This window comes from Streptomyces luteogriseus (genome assembly GCF_014205055.1).
GTDB classification, from domain to species: domain Bacteria; phylum Actinomycetota; class Actinomycetes; order Streptomycetales; family Streptomycetaceae; genus Streptomyces; species Streptomyces luteogriseus.
In genome coordinates this window covers 5,239,962-5,256,018 of sequence record NZ_JACHMS010000001.1, presented here as the reverse complement: position 1 = coordinate 5,256,018, position 16,057 = coordinate 5,239,962, and the positions used below count along the sequence as shown (strand labels likewise).

Sequence of the window (16,057 nt, the reverse complement as noted above, 5' to 3'; positions counted from 1 at the left end):
GCACCGGCTGCGGGAGCCTGCCGACCCCGGCGTGGCTGGCTGTTTCAGGTGAACACCGACGGCGGTGATTCCAGGTCTTCGAGCTCGATGCCGGGGGCCGCGAGCACTACGTCCCCGGCGATGTGCACGGTGTGCTGCTCGCCCGTGTCCAACGCTGTGACCTGGTATTCGTCCACGGCCAAGGGGCCGTTGTCAGTGGCGTGTGCTTCGCTCTTCACCAAGGCCCAGGACTGGTCCACGGTGCGTGGGGCGAGGACCGGGTCCGTGAAGGCGACGAGGCGTACGCGGGTGGCGGCTGCGGAGGGGGTGAGGCGCAGGAGCCGGGCAGTGGCGACGAGGAAGGCCGGGGAGGTACCGGTGAAGGCGTGGGCGCGCACATTGCCTTCGGTGGCGTCGGTCCCGGTGGGGTCGGTGCGGACCCAGGTGACTCCGTCGAGGGCGGCGCCGCGGACCTGCCAGGCGGCGGCGTGGAGTTCGAGGCGGATGGGGCGGCCCAGTTCGTCGAGGGTGAGGTCGACGGAGCCGTGGTGATCGCCTGCGGGGGTGGTCAGCTGGGAGACGTAGCGCCAGCCGGAGGGGCCGGGGGCGCACTGGAAGTGTTCTTCTGCGAGGGGGGTGTGATCGTGCGGATCGTGGAGCGAATAGCGGCCGCGGGGCATGGGGGTCCTGGGTCTTGACGGGCTGGGCCGGTCGTCGCCGGCCCGTCGAACGGGGCAGGCCCCCGGCACGGGGGTGCGGGGGCCTGCCTCGGAGATCCGACCGGCTGCGAACGCGGCAGCGGTGCTGCTCGGCTCAGTAGCGGTAGTGGTCCGGCTTGAACGGGCCCTCGACCTGCACGCCGATGTACTCGGCCTGCTCGGGGCGCAGCGTCGTCAGCTTCACGCCGAGCGCGTCGAGGTGGAGGCGGGCGACCTTCTCGTCGAGGTGCTTGGGCAGCACGTAGACGCCGGTCGGGTACTCGTCGGGCTTGGTGAACAGCTCGATCTGGGCCAGGGTCTGGTCCGCGAAGGAGTTGGACATCACGAACGACGGGTGGCCGGTGGCGTTGCCCAGGTTCAGCAGGCGGCCCTCGGACAGGACGATGAGCACCTTGCCGTCGGGGAAGGTCCAGGTGTGGACCTGCGGCTTGACCTCGTCCTTGACGATGCCGGGGATCCTGGCGAGGCCGGCCATGTCGATCTCGTTGTCGAAGTGGCCGATGTTTCCGACGATGGCCTGGTGCTTCATCTTGGCCATGTCCGAGGCCATGATGATGTCCTTGTTGCCGGTCGTGGTGATGAAGATGTCGGCCGTCTCGACCACGTCGTCGAGGGTCGCGACCTGGTAGCCGTCCATGGCGGCCTGGAGGGCGCAGATCGGGTCGATCTCGGTGACGATCACGCGGGCGCCCTGACCGCGCAGGGACTCGGCGCAGCCCTTGCCGACGTCGCCGTAGCCGAAGACGACCGCGGTCTTGCCGCCGATGAGGACGTCGGTGGCGCGGTTGATGCCGTCGATGAGCGAGTGGCGGCAGCCGTACTTGTTGTCGAACTTCGACTTGGTGACGGCGTCGTTGACGTTGATCGCCGGGAACAGCAGGACGCCGTCGCGCTGCATCTCGTACAGGCGGTGGACGCCGGTGGTGGTCTCCTCGGTGACGCCGCGGATCTCGGAGGCCAGCTGGGTCCACTTCTGCGAGCCGTCCGTGATGGTGCGGTTCAGCAGTTCGAGGATGACGCGGTGCTCGTCGGACTCGGCGGTGTCGGGCGAGGGGACCTTGCCGTCCTTCTCGTACTCGACGCCCTTGTGGACGAGGAGGGTGGCGTCGCCGCCGTCGTCCAGGATCATGTTGGGGCCGCCGGTGGGGCTGTCCGGCCAGGTCAGCGCCTGCTCGGTGCACCACCAGTACTCCTCCAGGGTCTCGCCCTTCCAGGCGAAGACCGGGACGCCCTGGGGGTTGTCCACGGTGCCGTTCGGGCCGACGGCGATGGCGGCGGCCGCGTGGTCCTGGGTGGAGAAGATGTTGCAGGAGGCCCAGCGGACCTGCGCGCCGAGGGCGACCAGGGTCTCGATGAGCACGGCGGTCTGCACGGTCATGTGCAGGGAGCCGGTGACACGGGCGCCGGCCAGGGGCTGCGCCTCGGCGTACTCCTTGCGGATCGCCATCAGGCCCGGCATCTCGTGCTCGGCGAGGGTGATCTCCTTGCGGCCGAACGCGGCCAGGGAGAGGTCGGCGACCTTGAAGTCCTGTCGGTTTTCGACAGTCGTCATTGCGAGCTGCTCCTCGGGGTTGGGGCGAGGTGGGTACGGCTGGTCTGCGCGGCGGTCGGACACAGGGGTGCCCCGAAAAGAGGACACAGGCATGCCCGCGTGCGCGCAGCGCAGTCCGTCGGAGGCCCTCTCTCCCTCGGCCGGTCCGCGGTGGGACCGCCCGACCGCCATCAGCAGCGACGTCTGGCTCCGTCCCAAGCTACACCGGGGGCAGGCGCGAACCCCAGCCCGCACCGGAATCCCTCCGGTGATCGTGTAGCCGGACCGGGCACGGCGACGGGGCCCGCCGGATGGTCCGGCGGGCCCCGTGGGCGCTGGTGGAGGGGTCAGTGGGCCGAGGGGGCCGGGCCGCCCGGGGTGGCCTCGGGGTCGGGGCCCTTGGCGGCTTCGCGCTCGCTGTAGATGTCCGGTTCGAGGTAGATCACGCGTGCGATCGGGACGGCGTCGCGGATGCGGGCCTCGGCGGCGTCGATGGCGGCGGCGATCTCGGTGGCCGTGTCGTCGTGCCGGACGGCGATCTTGGCGGCGACGAGGAGTTCCTCGGGGCCGAGGTGGAGCGTGCGCATGTGGATGACGCGGGTGACGGTGTCGCCGTCGACGACGGCGGCCTCGATCTTCCGGGTCTCCTCGAGGCCGGCGGACTCGCCGAGCAGCAGGGACTTGGTCTCGGCGGCCAGGACCAGGGCGATCAGGATGAGCAGGACGCCGATGCACAGGGTGCCGATGCCGTCCCAGACGCTCTCGCCGGTGAGGAGGGCGAGGCCGACGCCGCCGAGCGCGAGGATGAGGCCGACGAGGGCGCCGAGGTCCTCCAGGAGGACGACGGGGAGCTCGGGGGCCTTGGCGTGGCGGACGAAGTCCTTCCAGGAGCGGCTGCCGCGCAGGGGGTTGGACTCCTTGATGGCCGTCCGGAAGGAGAAGCTCTCGGCGATGATCGCGAAGACCAGGACGCCGACGGGCCAGTACCAGTGCGTCAGCTCGTGGGGGTTCTTGATCTTCTCGTAGCCCTCGTAGAGGGCGAACATGCCACCGACCGAGAAGAGGACGATGGAGACGAGGAAGGCGTAGATGTAGCGCTCACGGCCGTAGCCGAAGGGGTGTTCCGGGGTGGCCTCGCGCTTCGCCTTCTTGCCGCCGACCAGGAGCAGTGCCTGGTTGCCGGAGTCGGCGAGGGAGTGGACGGACTCGGCGAGCATCGATGACGAGCCGCTGAAGAGGAACGCCACGAACTTCGCTACCGCGATGGCGAGGTTGGCGGCCAGTGCCGCCACGATCGCCTTGGTTCCGCCTGACGCGCTCATATGTCCGCGTTGTCCCTTCGTACGCCGTTTCAGGGCCCGGGCGCTCGCCTTGGTGAGCGCCCGTGGCTTTGCCCGTGCTTGACGGTGGGCCATTGTTGCAGCCCGCCGCGGTGGCGGTGAGTCAGGTCACCGGCACGGGGCCGTCGAAACGGTCAGGCGACGACGGTGGCCCGGAAGAGCGTTCCCGTTCCGGACACTTCGGCCTTTTCGCCGGCCGGGACGAAGACGGACTCACCGGGGGTCAGGTCGTGCTCGCCGGCCCGGACGGTGCCGGCCGTGCAGAGGAGGATCTGCGGGGTCGGGCGGGTGAGGTCGTGGGCGGCGCCCGCCTCGGGCAGGACGAAGCGGGAGAGGCGGAACTCGTCGATGGGGGTCTCGTAGACCTCCTCGCCGTCCGGGGAGGCCTCGGGGCGCAGGACGCCGGGGTCGCTGGGGAAAAAGCGGACGATGCGCAGGAGTTCGGGGACGTCGACGTGCTTGGGGGTCAGGCCGCAGCGCAGGACGTTGTCGGAGTTGGCCATGATCTCGACGCCGAGGCCGTCGAGGTAGGCGTGCGGGACGCCGGCGCCCAGGTAGAGGGCCTCGCCGGGCTGGAGCCGGACGTGGTTGAGCAGCATCGCGGCGATGACGCCGGGGTCGCCCGGGTAGTGGTGGGCGATGTCGGCGTAGGGAGCGTAGGCGCCGCCGAGGCGGGTGCAGGCGGTGGCCGCTTCCGCGACGGTTCGGGACATCTCGTCGGGGTCGGCGGTGAGGATCGCCGTGAGGACTTCGCGCAGGGCGGCGTCCTCGGGGTGGGCGTGCAGCAGGTCGACGTAGGGCTTGAGGGAGTCGACGCCGAGGTCGTCGAGGAGGGCCGCGGCCTCCAGTGGGTCGCGGAAGCCGCACAGGCCGTCGAACTCGGTGAGGGCGCAGATCAGTTCGGGCTTGTGGTTGGGGTCCTTGTAGTTGCGGTGCGGGGCGTCCACGGGGATGCCCCGCCGCTCCTCGTCCGCGTAGCCCTCCTTGGCCTGCGCGAGGTCGGGGTGAACCTGGAGGGAGAGCGGGGCGCCGGCGGCGAGGATCTTGAGGAGGAAGGGCAGCCGGGGGCCGAACCTGGCGACGGTGGCGGGCCCGAGTTCCTTCTCGGGGTCGGCGTCGACGACCTCGACGAGTGTGCCCCGGTCGGTGCGCGACGGTGCGCCGGGGTGGGCGCCCATCCACATCTCCGCCTGCGGTTCGCCGGTCGGTTCGACGCCGAGCAGCTGCGGGATGGCGGTCGGGGAACCCCAGGCGTAGGGGCGGACGGTGTTGTCGAGGCGGTCCATGGCGTTCTCTCTGGGTGTGCGGGGTGCGGGCGCGTCAGGCTGTCCCGGGCAAGATCAGGCCCTCGAAGCGAGCGCCAGGTAAACCGCGGCGAAATCCGTGATGGCGATCAGTTCCGCGAGGGTCTCCAGTTCGCCGCCGGCCTCCGGTTCGAGCTCGCTGATCGGTGTGTCGTGGCTGAGGGCGAGTTCGCGGGCACTGGGGGCGGCGGTGAGCCCGCCGATGGGGCGGTCGCGGAGCAGGACCACGCGCGCGTGCAGGGCGGGCGGTTCCTCCACGCGGTCGCGGAAGAAGTCGCCGGGGTCGGCGCTGGCGGCCAGTGGGCCGGCGAGCAGGGCGCCGTGGGCGGCGAGCGCCTCGGGGAGCTCGGCGACGACCGCGGGGGTGCCGGACAGTTCGGCGAGGGCCGCGGCGAAGCGGCGGCCTGCCGGGCCGGCCGAGACGCCCTCGGTCCAGACGATCGGGAGCGCGTCGGAGAGTTCGGCGGCCAGGGTCTTGGCGGCGTTGCTGTACGTGGCGATGGCCGGGCCGCAGCGCTCGGCGACGAGGTCGAGGCGGTCGGCGACCTTGCCGAGGGTCTCCGGCGGGGCGGCGAGCACGCCCGTGCGGTCCAGGAGCGCGAGCAGCGGGGTGAGCAGGGCCCACAGGACGCCAGGGGCGGACGCGGCGAGGGGCTCTTCCTGGTCGTAGGGGGCGGTCGCCACCGGGACGAACAGGCCGTGCACGCCGGCGAGGGCGTCGGCGAGCGGGGTACGGGCGGGGCCCACGGCCACGACGGTGCAGCCGCGGCGGTAGGCCTGCTCGGCGAGCAGGGACAGGCCGGGTTCGGTGCCGTCCGGGGTGGTGATCAGCAGGAGGTCCACGGAGCCGGCCCAGCCGGGCAGCTCCCAGCGCAGGGCGCCCGCGGCGGGGGCGACGCCGGTGGGGGCGAGGCGGATGACCGGGCTGCCGGGACCGGCGAGCGTGCCGATGAGGTCGGCGGCGTGGGTGGCCGCGGCACCCGGGCCGGCGATGAGCACCGCGCGGGGGCGGCCGTCCGGCTTGAGGTCGTTGACTCCCGCCTCGGCGGCGTGGCGGGCCGCGGTACGGACGCGGGCGCCGGCTTCTGCGGCGCCGCGGAGCAGTCCGCGGTGGTCGGCCTCGGCGAGGCCCTCCGGGGAGTCGAGCAGCGATTCGTCGAGCATGGGCGGCAGCTTCCCATCGCCGGGGTCCGTTGTGAGGGTGTCCTGGATCGTGCCCGCTGTGCCGGGGGGTATGTGCACCGGTGTGTCGCGGGGTGCGTGCGCCCCCGGTCGGTCAGTCGGGGCGGCGGGCCTCGTCGACGAGCAGGACGGGGATGCCGTCGCGGACGGGGTAGGCCAGGCCGCAGCTGGTGTCGGTGCAGATCAGTTCGGTGTCCTGCTCCGTGAGGGAGGAGTGGCAGGCCGGGCAGGCGAGGATCTCGAGGAGGCCGGATTCGAGGGGCATAGGGGTTCCTTCGAGGTGCGGGCGCTTGGGTCGTGCCTGGTCAGGTTACCGCCGGTGGGGGCGGGGCCTCAGCCCCTGATGATCCCCAGCACCTCGTCGCGCACCCGGGCCATCGTCTCGGCATCCCGCGCCTCCGCGTTCAGGCGGAGCAGCGGCTCCGTGTTGGACGGGCGGACGTTGAACCACCAGTCGGCGGAGGAGACCGTGAGGCCGTCGAGCTCGTCGAGGGTGATGCCCTCGCGGGCCTCGTACGCGGCGCGGATGGCGATGAGGCTGGCCTGCTGGTCGGCGACCGTGGAGTTGATCTCCCCGGAGCCCGCGTAGCGGTCGTACTGGGCGACGAGGGAGGAGAGGGGGCCGTCCTGGCCGCCGAGGGCCGCGAGGACGTGGAGGGCGGCCAGCATGCCCGTGTCGGCGTTCCAGAAGTCGCGGAAGTAGTAGTGCGCGGAGTGCTCGCCGCCGAAGATCGCGCCGGTGCGGGCCATCTCGGCCTTGATGAAGGAGTGGCCGACGCGGGTGCGGGCCGGTGTGCCGCCGTTCTCCTTGACCACCTCGGGGACCGACCAGGAGGTGATCAGGTTGTGGATGATCGTGCCCTTGCCGCCGTGCCGGGCCAGTTCGCGGGAGGCGACCAGGGCGGTGATCGCCGAGGGGGAGACCGGCTCGCCGCGCTCGTCGACGACGAAGCAGCGGTCGGCGTCGCCGTCGAAGGCGAGGCCCAGGTCGGCGCCCTCCTCGCGGACCCGCTGCTGCAGGTCGACGAGGTTGGCGGGGTCGAGGGGGTTGGCCTCGTGGTTGGGGAAGGTGCCGTCGAGTTCGAAGTACATCGGCACCAGGGTCAGGGGCAGGCCCGCGAAGACCTCGGGGACCGTGTGCCCGCCCATGCCGTTGCCCGCGTCGACGACGACCTTCAGGGGGCGGATGGCGGTCAGGTCGACCAGGGAGCGCAGATGGGCCGCGTAGTCCGACAACGTGTCGCGGCCGGTGATGGTGCCCGCCTTCGCGGCCGGCTCCGGGGCGCCCGACTCGCTCCAGCCTTCGACCAGTTCGCGGATCTGCGCGAGGCCGGTGTCCTGACCGACCGGGGCGGCGCCCGAGCGGCACATCTTGATGCCGTTGTACTGCGCCGGGTTGTGGGAGGCGGTGAACATGGCGCCCGGCAGGTTCAGCGCGCCCGAGGCGTAGTACAGCTGGTCCGTCGAGCAGAGGCCGATCTCCGTCACGTCGGCGCCCAGGGCGGCCGCCCCGCGCGCGAAGGCCCGCGACAGGCCCGGTGAGGAGGGCCGCATGTCGTGCCCCGTCGTGATGGCGCTCGCGCCGGTGACCCGCACGAAGGCCGCCCCGAAGAGCTCGGCCAGGGACTCGTCCCACTGGTCGGGGACGACCCCGCGTACGTCGTACGCCTTCACGACCTGCGACAGATCAGCAGCCACGGCCAACCTTCCTGAAAAAGTACTGTCGGTCCGCCCAAACTACCCTCGCCCACCGACAGCGCGCCGGGCGGACGCCCATACGACCCCCAGCCGTAACCTCAGGTCAGGGCAGCATCCAGCCCAGGACCGGGGTGCTCTGGCCGACCACGATCAGGCACATCACCAGCAGCAGGCCCAGGCTCCACGGCAGTACTTTGCGCAGCAAGTCGCCCTCGCGGCCCGCGAGTCCGACGGCCGCGCAGGCGATGGTGAGGTTCTGCGGGGAGATCATCTTGCCGAGGACGCCGCCGGAGCTGTTGGCGGCGGCCAGCAGCTCCGGCGAGAGTCCGGACTCGCGGGCGGCGGTCACCTGGAGGGCGCCGAAGAGGGCGTTGGCGGAGGTGTCCGAGCCGGACACGGCGACGCCGAACCAGCCGAGAACGGGAGACAGGAACGCGAGCCCGGCTCCGGCGGCCGCCACGAAGTGGCCGATGGTCGCCGCCTGCCCGGAGAGGTTCATGACGTAGGCGAGGGCCAGGACGGACGTCACGGTGAGGATCGCGAAGCGCAGTTCGTGGACGGTCGCGAGCCACTCTCCGACCGCCGCGCGCGCGTGGACCCCGATGACGGCGGCCGTGAGAATCCCGGCGAGCAGGACGAGAGTGCCGCCGGTCGACACGACGGGCCAGCTGAAGACGTTGCCGGCGACCGGTTCGCCGTCGGGGCCGGCGACGGCCAGGAAGGGCCAGTCGAAGGTCTGGGTGGTCCGGGCGAGCCGGTCCTTGACGGGCGGGATCTGCGCGGCGGAGAAGATCACGACGATCAGCGCGTAGGGGGCGTAGGCGCGCAGGACCTCGCGGGGCGGGTCCTCCTCGTCGAGTTCCTCGCTGCGGGCGCCGGTCAGCACGGAGGCGCGCACGGACTCGGCTGCGGGCACACGCGCGCGTGGTACGGCGATCAGGGCGCCCGCGCCGGCCAGGGCGGCGCCGATGTCGGCGAGTTGGGCGGAAACGTGGTTGGAGGCGGCGAACTGGGCGACGGCGAAGGCGACTCCGCAGGCCAGGGCGGGCATCCAGGTCTCGCGCAGGCCGCGTCGGCCGTCCACGAGCCAGACCAGCACCAGGGGCACCACGAGGGCCAGCAGCGGTGTCTGACGGCCCACCACGGACGCCACGGCGTCCAGCGGCAGCCCGGTCACCTGGGCGAGCGTGACGACCGGTGTGCCCATCGCGCCGAAGGCCACCGGCGCGGTGTTGGCGACCAGGGCGACGACGGCGGCGCGCACCGGTTCGAAGCCGAGGGCGACCAGCATGACCGCGCTGATCGCGACGGGCGCCCCGAAGCCGGCGAGCGCCTCCAGCAGCGCCCCGAAGCAGAAGGCGATGACGAGGGCCTGGATGCGCGGGTCGTCGGAGAGCCGCCCGAAGGACCGGCGCAGGATGTCGAAGTGCCGGGTGCGGACGGTCATCCGGTACACCCACAGGGCGTTGACGACGATCCACAGGATGGGGAAAAGACCGAAGACGGCGCCCTGGGCGCCGCTGGAGAGGGTCTGGCCGAGCGGCATGCCGTAGGCGAGCCAGGCGACGAGGACGGCGGCGAGGAGGCCGGTCAGGCCCGCCAGGTGCGCCTTCATGCGGACGCCGCCGAGCAGGACCAGGACGATCACCAGGGGAAGGGCAGCCACCAGGGCGGACAGGCCGAGCGAGCCGGCGACGGGTTCCAGTTTCTGGACGTACACGGGCGCCTCCCCGGTTTCCGTCATGCGAAAGCGATTTCTCGCAGCCTCACAACAGAATGGTCATGTCCGCGCCAAACGCGCGTCAATGGGTGCGCGCGTGGAGAAGCCGGGAGGCGGAGATCAGTTGTCGGGCGAACGCAGGACGCGCAGATGCCCGCGCCGTGCGACTTCCCTCGGGTCGGCCCCGCGACCCCCGCCGCCCGCCCCGGCCGCCCGCTCCTGGGGGCGTGCCGCCTCACGCACGGCGTTCGCAAGCGCTTCCAGGTCGTCGCCGCTGGGGCGGGCAGGGGCCGAGCCGTCGAGGAGCCGGACGACCTCCCAGCCGCGCGGGGCGGTGAGGCGCTCGGAGTGCTCGGCGCACAGGTCGTAGCAGTGGGGTTCGGCGTAGGTGGCGAGCGGGCCGAGGACCGCGGTCGAGTCGGCGTAGACGTACGTCAGCGTCGCGACGGCGGGACGGCCGCAAGCGGTGCGCGAACAGCGACGTACAGGGCTCACGACGTTGGACGGTACCGCACTCTTGAGCGGGCCGCGACGACTCTCCACCAGGTCACTCCCCCGTGTCGTGCTGTGAAACACCCCACACACTCTTTTGGACGCACCTTTCTGACCTGGCAGGACATCACCGTCCGAGGTGTCCGACGATCCCGCAAGCGATCAAGAGTCGCCATAAAACCCTCAATTGCCGTGAGGTCGTCAGTCTCGACGGGATACGGATTTGAGCCCAACCTTGGCTTGAATGGTCATGTAACGACATGTCCCGTGGCGCGGCCGGAAGCCGTCCGTGCCGACGTGCGGTGCCGGGCACGGGGGCGCGGCGGGGACTACCCTTCACCAGTGATGGACAAGCCCGTAACGCCCCGTGCCGCCGCCCCCGGGCCCCGCCGTCGTGATCGCCACGGACGGGGCATGCGCGGCCCGATCGCACCACCGCAGGTGCCGCTCGCCGCGAGCCGCTCGGAGGCGTTCGCCGATCTGGTGCAGGACTCCGTGGAGCGCCTGGAGCGGCGGTGGCCGCAACTCGCCGACATCGATTTCCTGGTCCTCGAAGTGCCGCGGCTCGACGGGCCGGGCCAGGCGTGGAACGACGAGGCGGTTCCGCTCGGCGGCACGATCAGCGCGCACGAGGGCCGCCCCGCGCGCGTGGTCGTCTACCGGCGGCCGGTCGAGATCCGCACCAAGGGGCGCGACGAGCGGGCGGCACTGGTGCACGAGATCGTCGTGGAGCAGGTCGCCGAGCTGCTCGGACTGACGCCGGAGACGGTGGATCCGCGGTACGGCGAGGACCAGGGCTAGCAGTACACGGCGAGGACCGGGGCCGGCGGGACCGCGGCCGGAAGTCCGCCGGCCGGCGGACCCGCTCCGGCCGCAGCCCTACCGCTGGAGCACCGACAGATCCTCGTCCGCCTCCGGCACCGCCACCGTCCCCCTGTCGTCCGGCAGTGTCTGCACGGTGAAGGCGGGGACGCCGCCCTCGCTCGCCGTCAGGGTGCGGGCCCCGTAGACCGGGCCGCCGGACACCGTCTCGACCGTGAGCGCGTAGGTGCCCTTCAGGCCGCCGGGAACCTGGGGCTCGATGTCCTGGGTCGTGCCGGCCTTGATCGTGTACGTCTTCGACACCGGGGTGCCGCCCTCGCTGCCGGCCGAGGCGGTGACCTTGACCGTGGCGGCGGCGCCGGGGGCCGTCAGGGAGAGGGTGCTGCCCTTGCGGCTGTTGTCGGCGGACGTCGCGCGCGTGCCGACGGGACGAGTGGCCGGGATGAACGCCGTCTCCTGCTTGTCACCCTTGCCGCGTACGACCCGCAGGGCCGCCACGACCGGCACGGAACGGTCCGTCGGGGTCAGCACCAGGGAGCCCGCCTCGCCGCGGGTGACGTCGCCCAGATCGACGGCGCTGGTCATGCCGCCCTTGACGTGCACCGTCTCGTGGCCGGCCGGGGTGATCGGCCCGGAGGGGGAGGCCAGGCGCACCTTCAGGTCCGCGTCGGCGTCGCCGGGGGTGAAGGCGACCAGGCGCACGGAGGTGGCGTCCTCGGGGATGCCGGGCAGGACCAGGCTGCCCGACGGGTCCGTGGACGCGGCCAGCCAGTCGCCGCCGAGCTTGTCGTCCAGGGCCTGCACGGCGGCGCCCACGCGTCCGCTGCGGACGTTGACGTGCACGGTGAGGTTGGTCTGCCGCTCGCCGGTGAGGGTGGACAGCAGGACCGGCTCGCTGGAGTGCGGCGGGACCGTGATGCCCTCGCCCACCGCGGACTTCAGGGCGCCGTCCTTGCCGTAGAGCTCGAGGTCGACCACGGCGGCCGAGTCGTCGGGGTTCGTCAGGTGGACGTAGTCGGTGCGGTCGGCGTCCGTGCTGGCGCCGGGGAACCAGAAGTCGGTGTCCGGGGCGGTGCAGTTGACGCCCTGCAGGCCGCGTCCGGTCCCCGCGGCGACCTCGGTCGTCTCCTGGACGGTCCAGCCGGGCGCGAACCTGCCGTCCGCGGTGCCGACGAGGGCGGGTGCGTCGCCGCCGGAACTGTCGCCGGTGACCGGCTTGCCGGGCTCCTCGGAAGTCAACACGGGTTTCGCGGGCTTGTCCTCGCCCGACTTCCCGTCGCCCTTGCCCTTGCCCTTGCCCTTGCCCTTGCCCTCGCCGTCGGCCGGGGCGTCGGCCGACTCCTCGGCGGCCTCCCGGAGTTCGGCCTTGCCGCCGCTCCCGGTGCCCTTCGTGACAGGCGTGAAGGAGGTGTAGGACGTCTCGGCGAGGTCGGACGCGCTGGGCGCCGGGCACAGCAGGCTCGTGCGCTCCACGGGCAGTTGGGCGGCCGCCTCGGCGGCGGTGTCCGTGCCCGGGGCGTCCGGAGCGGACAGCGCGGCGAAGCCGGTGACGGCGGCGAGCGCGGTCGTGCCGGCGATCAGGGACAGGGTGGTGCGGTTCACTGCTGGCTCCCGTCGGGACGCTCACTGCCCGTGCCGTGGGGGTGGTGCTGCTGCGCCGGGTCGTACGGCGCGCCGTAACCCTGCTGGTAGGCCTGGTCGTAGCCCTGCTGGTCGTACGGCTGGTTCTGGCCCTGTCCGCCGTACGCGTACGGGTCGTACTGGCCGCCCTGGTAGGGGTCCGCCTGGTACTGCTGCCCGTAGGCGTCCGCCGGGTACGGGGCGTTCTGGTACTGGTCGCCGTAGCCCGCGTACTCGCCGGGCTGGTAGCCGGCGTTGTCCCACTCACCGTGGTTCTGCTGCTGGGGCACCGCCGCAGGCGGCTGCTCCGGCTGCGGGGGCGGGAACTCCTCGGGGCCCGCGGTCTCTTCGGCCTCGGCTTCGGCCTGGGCGCGCAGGCGGCGGGCGCGGCGGCCCTCGCCGGCGACGGCCTGGGCCGGGACGGGCGGCTCCTCGGGGAGGTCGTCGTCGATGTCGCGGCGCCGGCCGGGCAGGGCGAGCACGACCAGGACGACGGCGAGGACACCCTGGGCCCACAGCCAGGCCGTGTGGCCGATCGGGTCGTCGTAGGTGACGTCCAGCCTGCCGCCGGTGGCGGGGAGTTCGAAGCCCTGGGCCCAGCCGTCGACCGTGGTGCGGGTCAGCGGCTTGCCGTCGAGCGTGGCGGACCAGCCGTCGGAGGCGGCGTCGGCGAGGCGCAGCACGCGGCCACCGGCGCCGGTCGGGATCGTGGTGTGGATGTCCACGGGCCCGGCGGCGACGGGCTGCGGGGTGCCGGAGGCGGGGACGATCGTGGCGCGCGCGACCTCCCGGTTGACGCGCCACAGGGCGCCACCGGCCTGCTGGCTGAGCCGGGTCAGACCGGGCGTGGCGTCCAGGACGCGGGTGACCTCGCGGGGGGCGCCCTGGTGGACGAGGACGTAGCGCACGGCGAAGCCGCCGAGCTGGTCGGCCTGGTCGGCGCCGGAGCCCGCGACCAGGTTGGCGACGACCTTGTCGAGCCTGTCGTTCTCGCCGTCGGCCGCGGCGATCTCGCCGTCGCCGAGGCGGGCGCCGGAGCCGCGGACCAGCATGTAGCCGACGTGGGCGCCGGAGTCGCTGTCGAGGACGAGGGTGCGGGCCTGGTCGCGGGTGCCGCTCTCCTCGGCGACGAACGCGGGGACCTGGGTCGGGTCGCGCCGCTCCAGGGGTCCGTCGGCGCCGCGGATCATCCAGCCGGCGGCGATGAGCAGCGGGCCCGCGGCGGAGGCGAAGGCGATCAGTACGGCGACCGGCTGGCGCCAGCCGAAGCTCTGCTCGGCCACACGCGCGCGTGCCCCGTCGGCGCCGAGCGCGGCGGCCGCCAGGAGGGCGAGGCCGTAGACGAGGGTGGCCGGGCCGGCCCAGGTGGAGTTGTTGGACAGGACCGCGAAGACGAAGCCGACCAGGGCGACCGCCCAGGCCGTCCAGATGCCCGACTGGCGCTCCGAGCGGACCAGGGCGGCGAGGGCGGCCAGCACGATGCCGATGAGCATGAGGCCGCTGACGGTGCCGGGGCCGCCCGGGCTGGCGCCGAGCAGGTCGACGGCGGAGGCCGCCGAGGACCCGTAGGCGAGGCCCGCTTCCCCGAGGAAGCCGAACGGGAGCAGCGTGAGCGACCAGGGCGCGAGGAGCAGCAGGGGTGTGCCGAGCTGGGCGAGGAACCGCAACCCGTAGGCCGTGATGTCGCTCCGGCGCAGCACCAGCAGTCCGACGCCGAGGAGCAGCGCGATGGGCCAGACGATCGGCGTGAAGGCCGTGGTGATGGTCAGCAACAGGGCGTAGGCCCAGGTGGCGCGCCAGCTGCCGCGGGAGCCGGAGGAGTTCGTCAGGCCGCCGGCCGCGATGCCCGCGCGGGCGATGAGCGGCAGCAGGGAGGCCAGGACGGCGGTGCCGATGCGGCCGCCGGCGAGGGCGCCGGTGGCGGCGGGCAGGAAGGCGTAGACGACGGCCGCCCAGGCGCGCAGCAGCCGGGACTCGACGAGCGGGCGGGAGGCGAAGTAGGCGGCGACACCGGCCAGCGGCACCGAGCCGACGAGCAGGACCGTGACGGCCAGACCGGTCGAGCCGAACAGCAGGGACGCCAGCATCGCCACGAGCGCGACGTACGGCGGGGCCGGCGAGGTGCCACCGGCGCCGACCGGGTGCCAGGCGTCCAGGTAGCGCGACCACAGCTCGGCGGAGTCGGCCGGGGCGGGCAGGAGGGCACCGCCCGCGAGCGCGCCGCCGCCCAGGAGCTGGCGGCAGGCGGCCAGGGAGACGAGCAGCAGCACCAGGAAGAGCACCGGGCCCGGCTTGCGCGCGATGCGCTTGAGCCGGGCGAACTGCTCGATCTCCAGGAAGTCGGCGTCGTCGCCGCCGGGGCCCGACTCCACGGCGCTGCCGTGCCGTCCGGCACCGGCCGCGACCTCCGGGTCCGAGCGGCCGACGAGGCTGCTCGCGACCTGCTCGACGGTGACGCGGACGGTCGCGCCGGGCGGCGGGAACAGGGCCCGCAGCTCGCCCTTGTCGATCTGGGGCGCGCCTCTGCCGCGGCGCCCGGCGAGGATCCGCTCGGGCCGCAGCAGGGTGCCCAGCAGGCCGCGGATCTCGTCGAGGGCCTGTCCGGGGACCTTGCCTACGAGGTAGGCCACGGTGCGCAGCAGGGTGCCGAGCACGATCCGCAGCATCACCCAGGGGAGCACGGCCGTACGCGAGTTGACGAGCAGGGTGTAGACGGCGCCGGCCTTGTCGACCTTGTGCGGGGAGGCCGCCGTACGGCCCATGCAGTCGACGGTGCGGCGCTCGCGGCTGGATGCCTCGGCGTGCCGGACGACCGCCTCGGGGGCGACCAGGACGCGGTAGCCGGCCGCGTGGGCGCGCCAGCACAGGTCGACGTCGTCGCGCATGAGGGGCAGGTGGCGGTCGAATCCGCCGAGCTGCTCGAAGACGTCACGGCGGACGAGCATGCCGGCGGTGGACACCGACAGCACGGTCCGGACGTGGTCGTGCTGGCCCTGGTCCTGTTCACGGCGGTCCAGGCCGGTCCAGCGGCGGCCGGAGTTGGCGATGGAGACGCCGACCTCCAGCAGCTGCCGCCGGTCGTACCAGCCGCGGAGCTTGGGGCCCACGACGGCCACGTCCTCGCGGCCCAGCTCGTACTCGTTCTCCACGACCCGCAGCAGCTGGGCCAGGGCGTCCGGGTCCGGGGCGCAGTCGTCGTGCAGCAGCCACAGCCATTGCACCGGCTCGCCGTGCGGCAGCTCGGGCAGGTCGTAGGCGTCGTCGCGCCACGAGCGCGTGACCGGGTCCCAGCCGCTGGGGCGCTTCAGGTACGGCAGCTCGTCCGGGGTGAGGACCGGGGCGATGCGGCCGCACTCCTCGACGGCCTGGCCGAAGCCGGTGCGGCGGGCGAGGTGCAGCACCCGGTCGGCGCCGAGGGCGTCGGTGACCAGCTGGGCGGAGGCGTCCGCGCTGCCGGTGTCGGCACCCATCGCGTACTGGACGGGCCGCTCCTGGCCGAGCAGTCCGGCGAGCGCGTCGGGCAGCCAGCGGGCGCCGTCGTGGGAGACGAGGACCGCGGTCACCACATGACGCGGGAACTCAGGTGTGGCAGCGGTGTCGTGATGAGCTGCCGAGTGGCTGTGCACGGACATCGAGGTACGGGCCCCGGT

At 73.0% G+C, this 16,057-nt stretch carries 12 protein-coding genes; 1 reads left to right on the top strand and 11 read right to left on the bottom strand.

The features are described 5' to 3' along the window. Positions 1-44: 44 nt before the first annotated feature. The 9 genes from BJ965_RS23360 to BJ965_RS23320 form a co-directional block, all read right to left on the bottom strand. Positions 45-659, bottom strand: coding sequence for a hypothetical protein (locus BJ965_RS23360; RefSeq protein ID WP_030844655.1), 615 nt, complete (start codon positions 657-659; stop codon positions 45-47). Positions 660-792: 133 nt separating this feature from the next. Beyond that, positions 793-2,250, bottom strand: coding sequence for an adenosylhomocysteinase (gene ahcY / locus BJ965_RS23355; protein WP_184910446.1), 1,458 nt, complete (start codon positions 2,248-2,250; stop codon positions 793-795). 326 nt (positions 2,251-2,576) lie between these two features. Then, positions 2,577-3,551 (bottom strand): cation diffusion facilitator family transporter, encoded by a 975-nt coding sequence (locus BJ965_RS23350; RefSeq protein ID WP_184910445.1) that lies wholly within the window; start codon positions 3,549-3,551, stop codon positions 2,577-2,579. A gap of 152 nt (positions 3,552-3,703) precedes the next feature. Continuing rightward, the gene (gene manA / locus BJ965_RS23345) at positions 3,704-4,855 is read right to left on the bottom strand and encodes a mannose-6-phosphate isomerase, class I (protein WP_184910444.1); all 1,152 of its coding nucleotides are present in this window, start codon (positions 4,853-4,855) and stop codon (positions 3,704-3,706) included. A gap of 54 nt (positions 4,856-4,909) precedes the next feature. Then, on the bottom strand, positions 4,910-6,037 hold the full coding sequence (locus BJ965_RS23340) for an SIS domain-containing protein (protein WP_184910443.1): 1,128 nt from the start codon (positions 6,035-6,037) through the stop codon (positions 4,910-4,912). 112 nt (positions 6,038-6,149) lie between these two features. Continuing rightward, a complete protein-coding gene (locus BJ965_RS23335; protein ID WP_078615182.1) occupies positions 6,150-6,320 on the bottom strand; it encodes a Trm112 family protein in 171 nt (56 codons plus the stop codon). A 68-nt stretch (positions 6,321-6,388) separates the two neighbouring features. Beyond that, positions 6,389-7,753: a phosphomannomutase/phosphoglucomutase gene (locus BJ965_RS23330; RefSeq protein ID WP_184910442.1), complete on the bottom strand. Its 1,365-nt coding sequence runs from the start codon at positions 7,751-7,753 to the stop codon at positions 6,389-6,391. 103 nt (positions 7,754-7,856) lie between these two features. After that, positions 7,857-9,473, bottom strand: coding sequence for an L-lactate permease (locus BJ965_RS23325; protein WP_184917476.1), 1,617 nt, complete (start codon positions 9,471-9,473; stop codon positions 7,857-7,859). A 120-nt stretch (positions 9,474-9,593) separates the two neighbouring features. Continuing rightward, positions 9,594-10,016 (bottom strand): DUF3499 domain-containing protein, encoded by a 423-nt coding sequence (locus tag BJ965_RS23320; protein ID WP_030844668.1) that lies wholly within the window; start codon positions 10,014-10,016, stop codon positions 9,594-9,596. Positions 10,017-10,310: 294 nt separating this feature from the next. On the opposite strand from BJ965_RS23320, the gene BJ965_RS23315 reads away from it, so the two are divergent. After that, the gene (locus BJ965_RS23315) at positions 10,311-10,766 is read left to right on the top strand and encodes a metallopeptidase family protein (RefSeq protein ID WP_184910441.1); all 456 of its coding nucleotides are present in this window, start codon (positions 10,311-10,313) and stop codon (positions 10,764-10,766) included. 78 nt (positions 10,767-10,844) lie between these two features. Here the strand turns inward: BJ965_RS23315 and BJ965_RS23310 are convergent, their stop codons facing one another. Together BJ965_RS23310 and BJ965_RS23305 are read right to left on the bottom strand one after the other, a co-directional pair. Continuing rightward, complete coding sequence (locus BJ965_RS23310) at positions 10,845-12,389, bottom strand: DUF5719 family protein (RefSeq protein ID WP_184910440.1); 1,545 nt, start codon at positions 12,387-12,389, stop codon at positions 10,845-10,847. Beyond that, positions 12,386-16,039, bottom strand: coding sequence for a glycosyltransferase family 2 protein (locus BJ965_RS23305; RefSeq protein WP_184910439.1), 3,654 nt, complete (start codon positions 16,037-16,039; stop codon positions 12,386-12,388). Before BJ965_RS23305 ends, BJ965_RS23310 begins: the two co-directional genes overlap by 4 nt. Positions 16,040-16,057 lie beyond the last annotated feature (18 nt).

What these genes read in the sequence shown, in the direction of transcription:
- BJ965_RS23340 (WP_184910443.1), bottom strand. Translation starts at nt 6,037, where the DNA reads ATGCTCGACGAATCGCTGCTCGACTCCCCGGAGGGCCTCGCCGAGGCC.
- manA (WP_184910444.1), bottom strand. Translation starts at nt 4,855, where the DNA reads ATGGACCGCCTCGACAACACCGTCCGCCCCTACGCCTGGGGTTCCCCG.
- BJ965_RS23305 (WP_184910439.1), bottom strand. Translation starts at nt 16,039, where the DNA reads ATGTCCGTGCACAGCCACTCGGCAGCTCATCACGACACCGCTGCCACA.
- BJ965_RS23335 (WP_078615182.1), bottom strand. Translation starts at nt 6,320, where the DNA reads ATGCCCCTCGAATCCGGCCTCCTCGAGATCCTCGCCTGCCCGGCCTGC.
- ahcY (WP_184910446.1), bottom strand. Translation starts at nt 2,250, where the DNA reads ATGACGACTGTCGAAAACCGACAGGACTTCAAGGTCGCCGACCTCTCC.
- BJ965_RS23315 (WP_184910441.1), top strand. Translation starts at nt 10,311, where the DNA reads ATGGACAAGCCCGTAACGCCCCGTGCCGCCGCCCCCGGGCCCCGCCGT.
- BJ965_RS23360 (WP_030844655.1), bottom strand. Translation starts at nt 659, where the DNA reads ATGCCCCGCGGCCGCTATTCGCTCCACGATCCGCACGATCACACCCCC.
- BJ965_RS23350 (WP_184910445.1), bottom strand. Translation starts at nt 3,551, where the DNA reads ATGAGCGCGTCAGGCGGAACCAAGGCGATCGTGGCGGCACTGGCCGCC.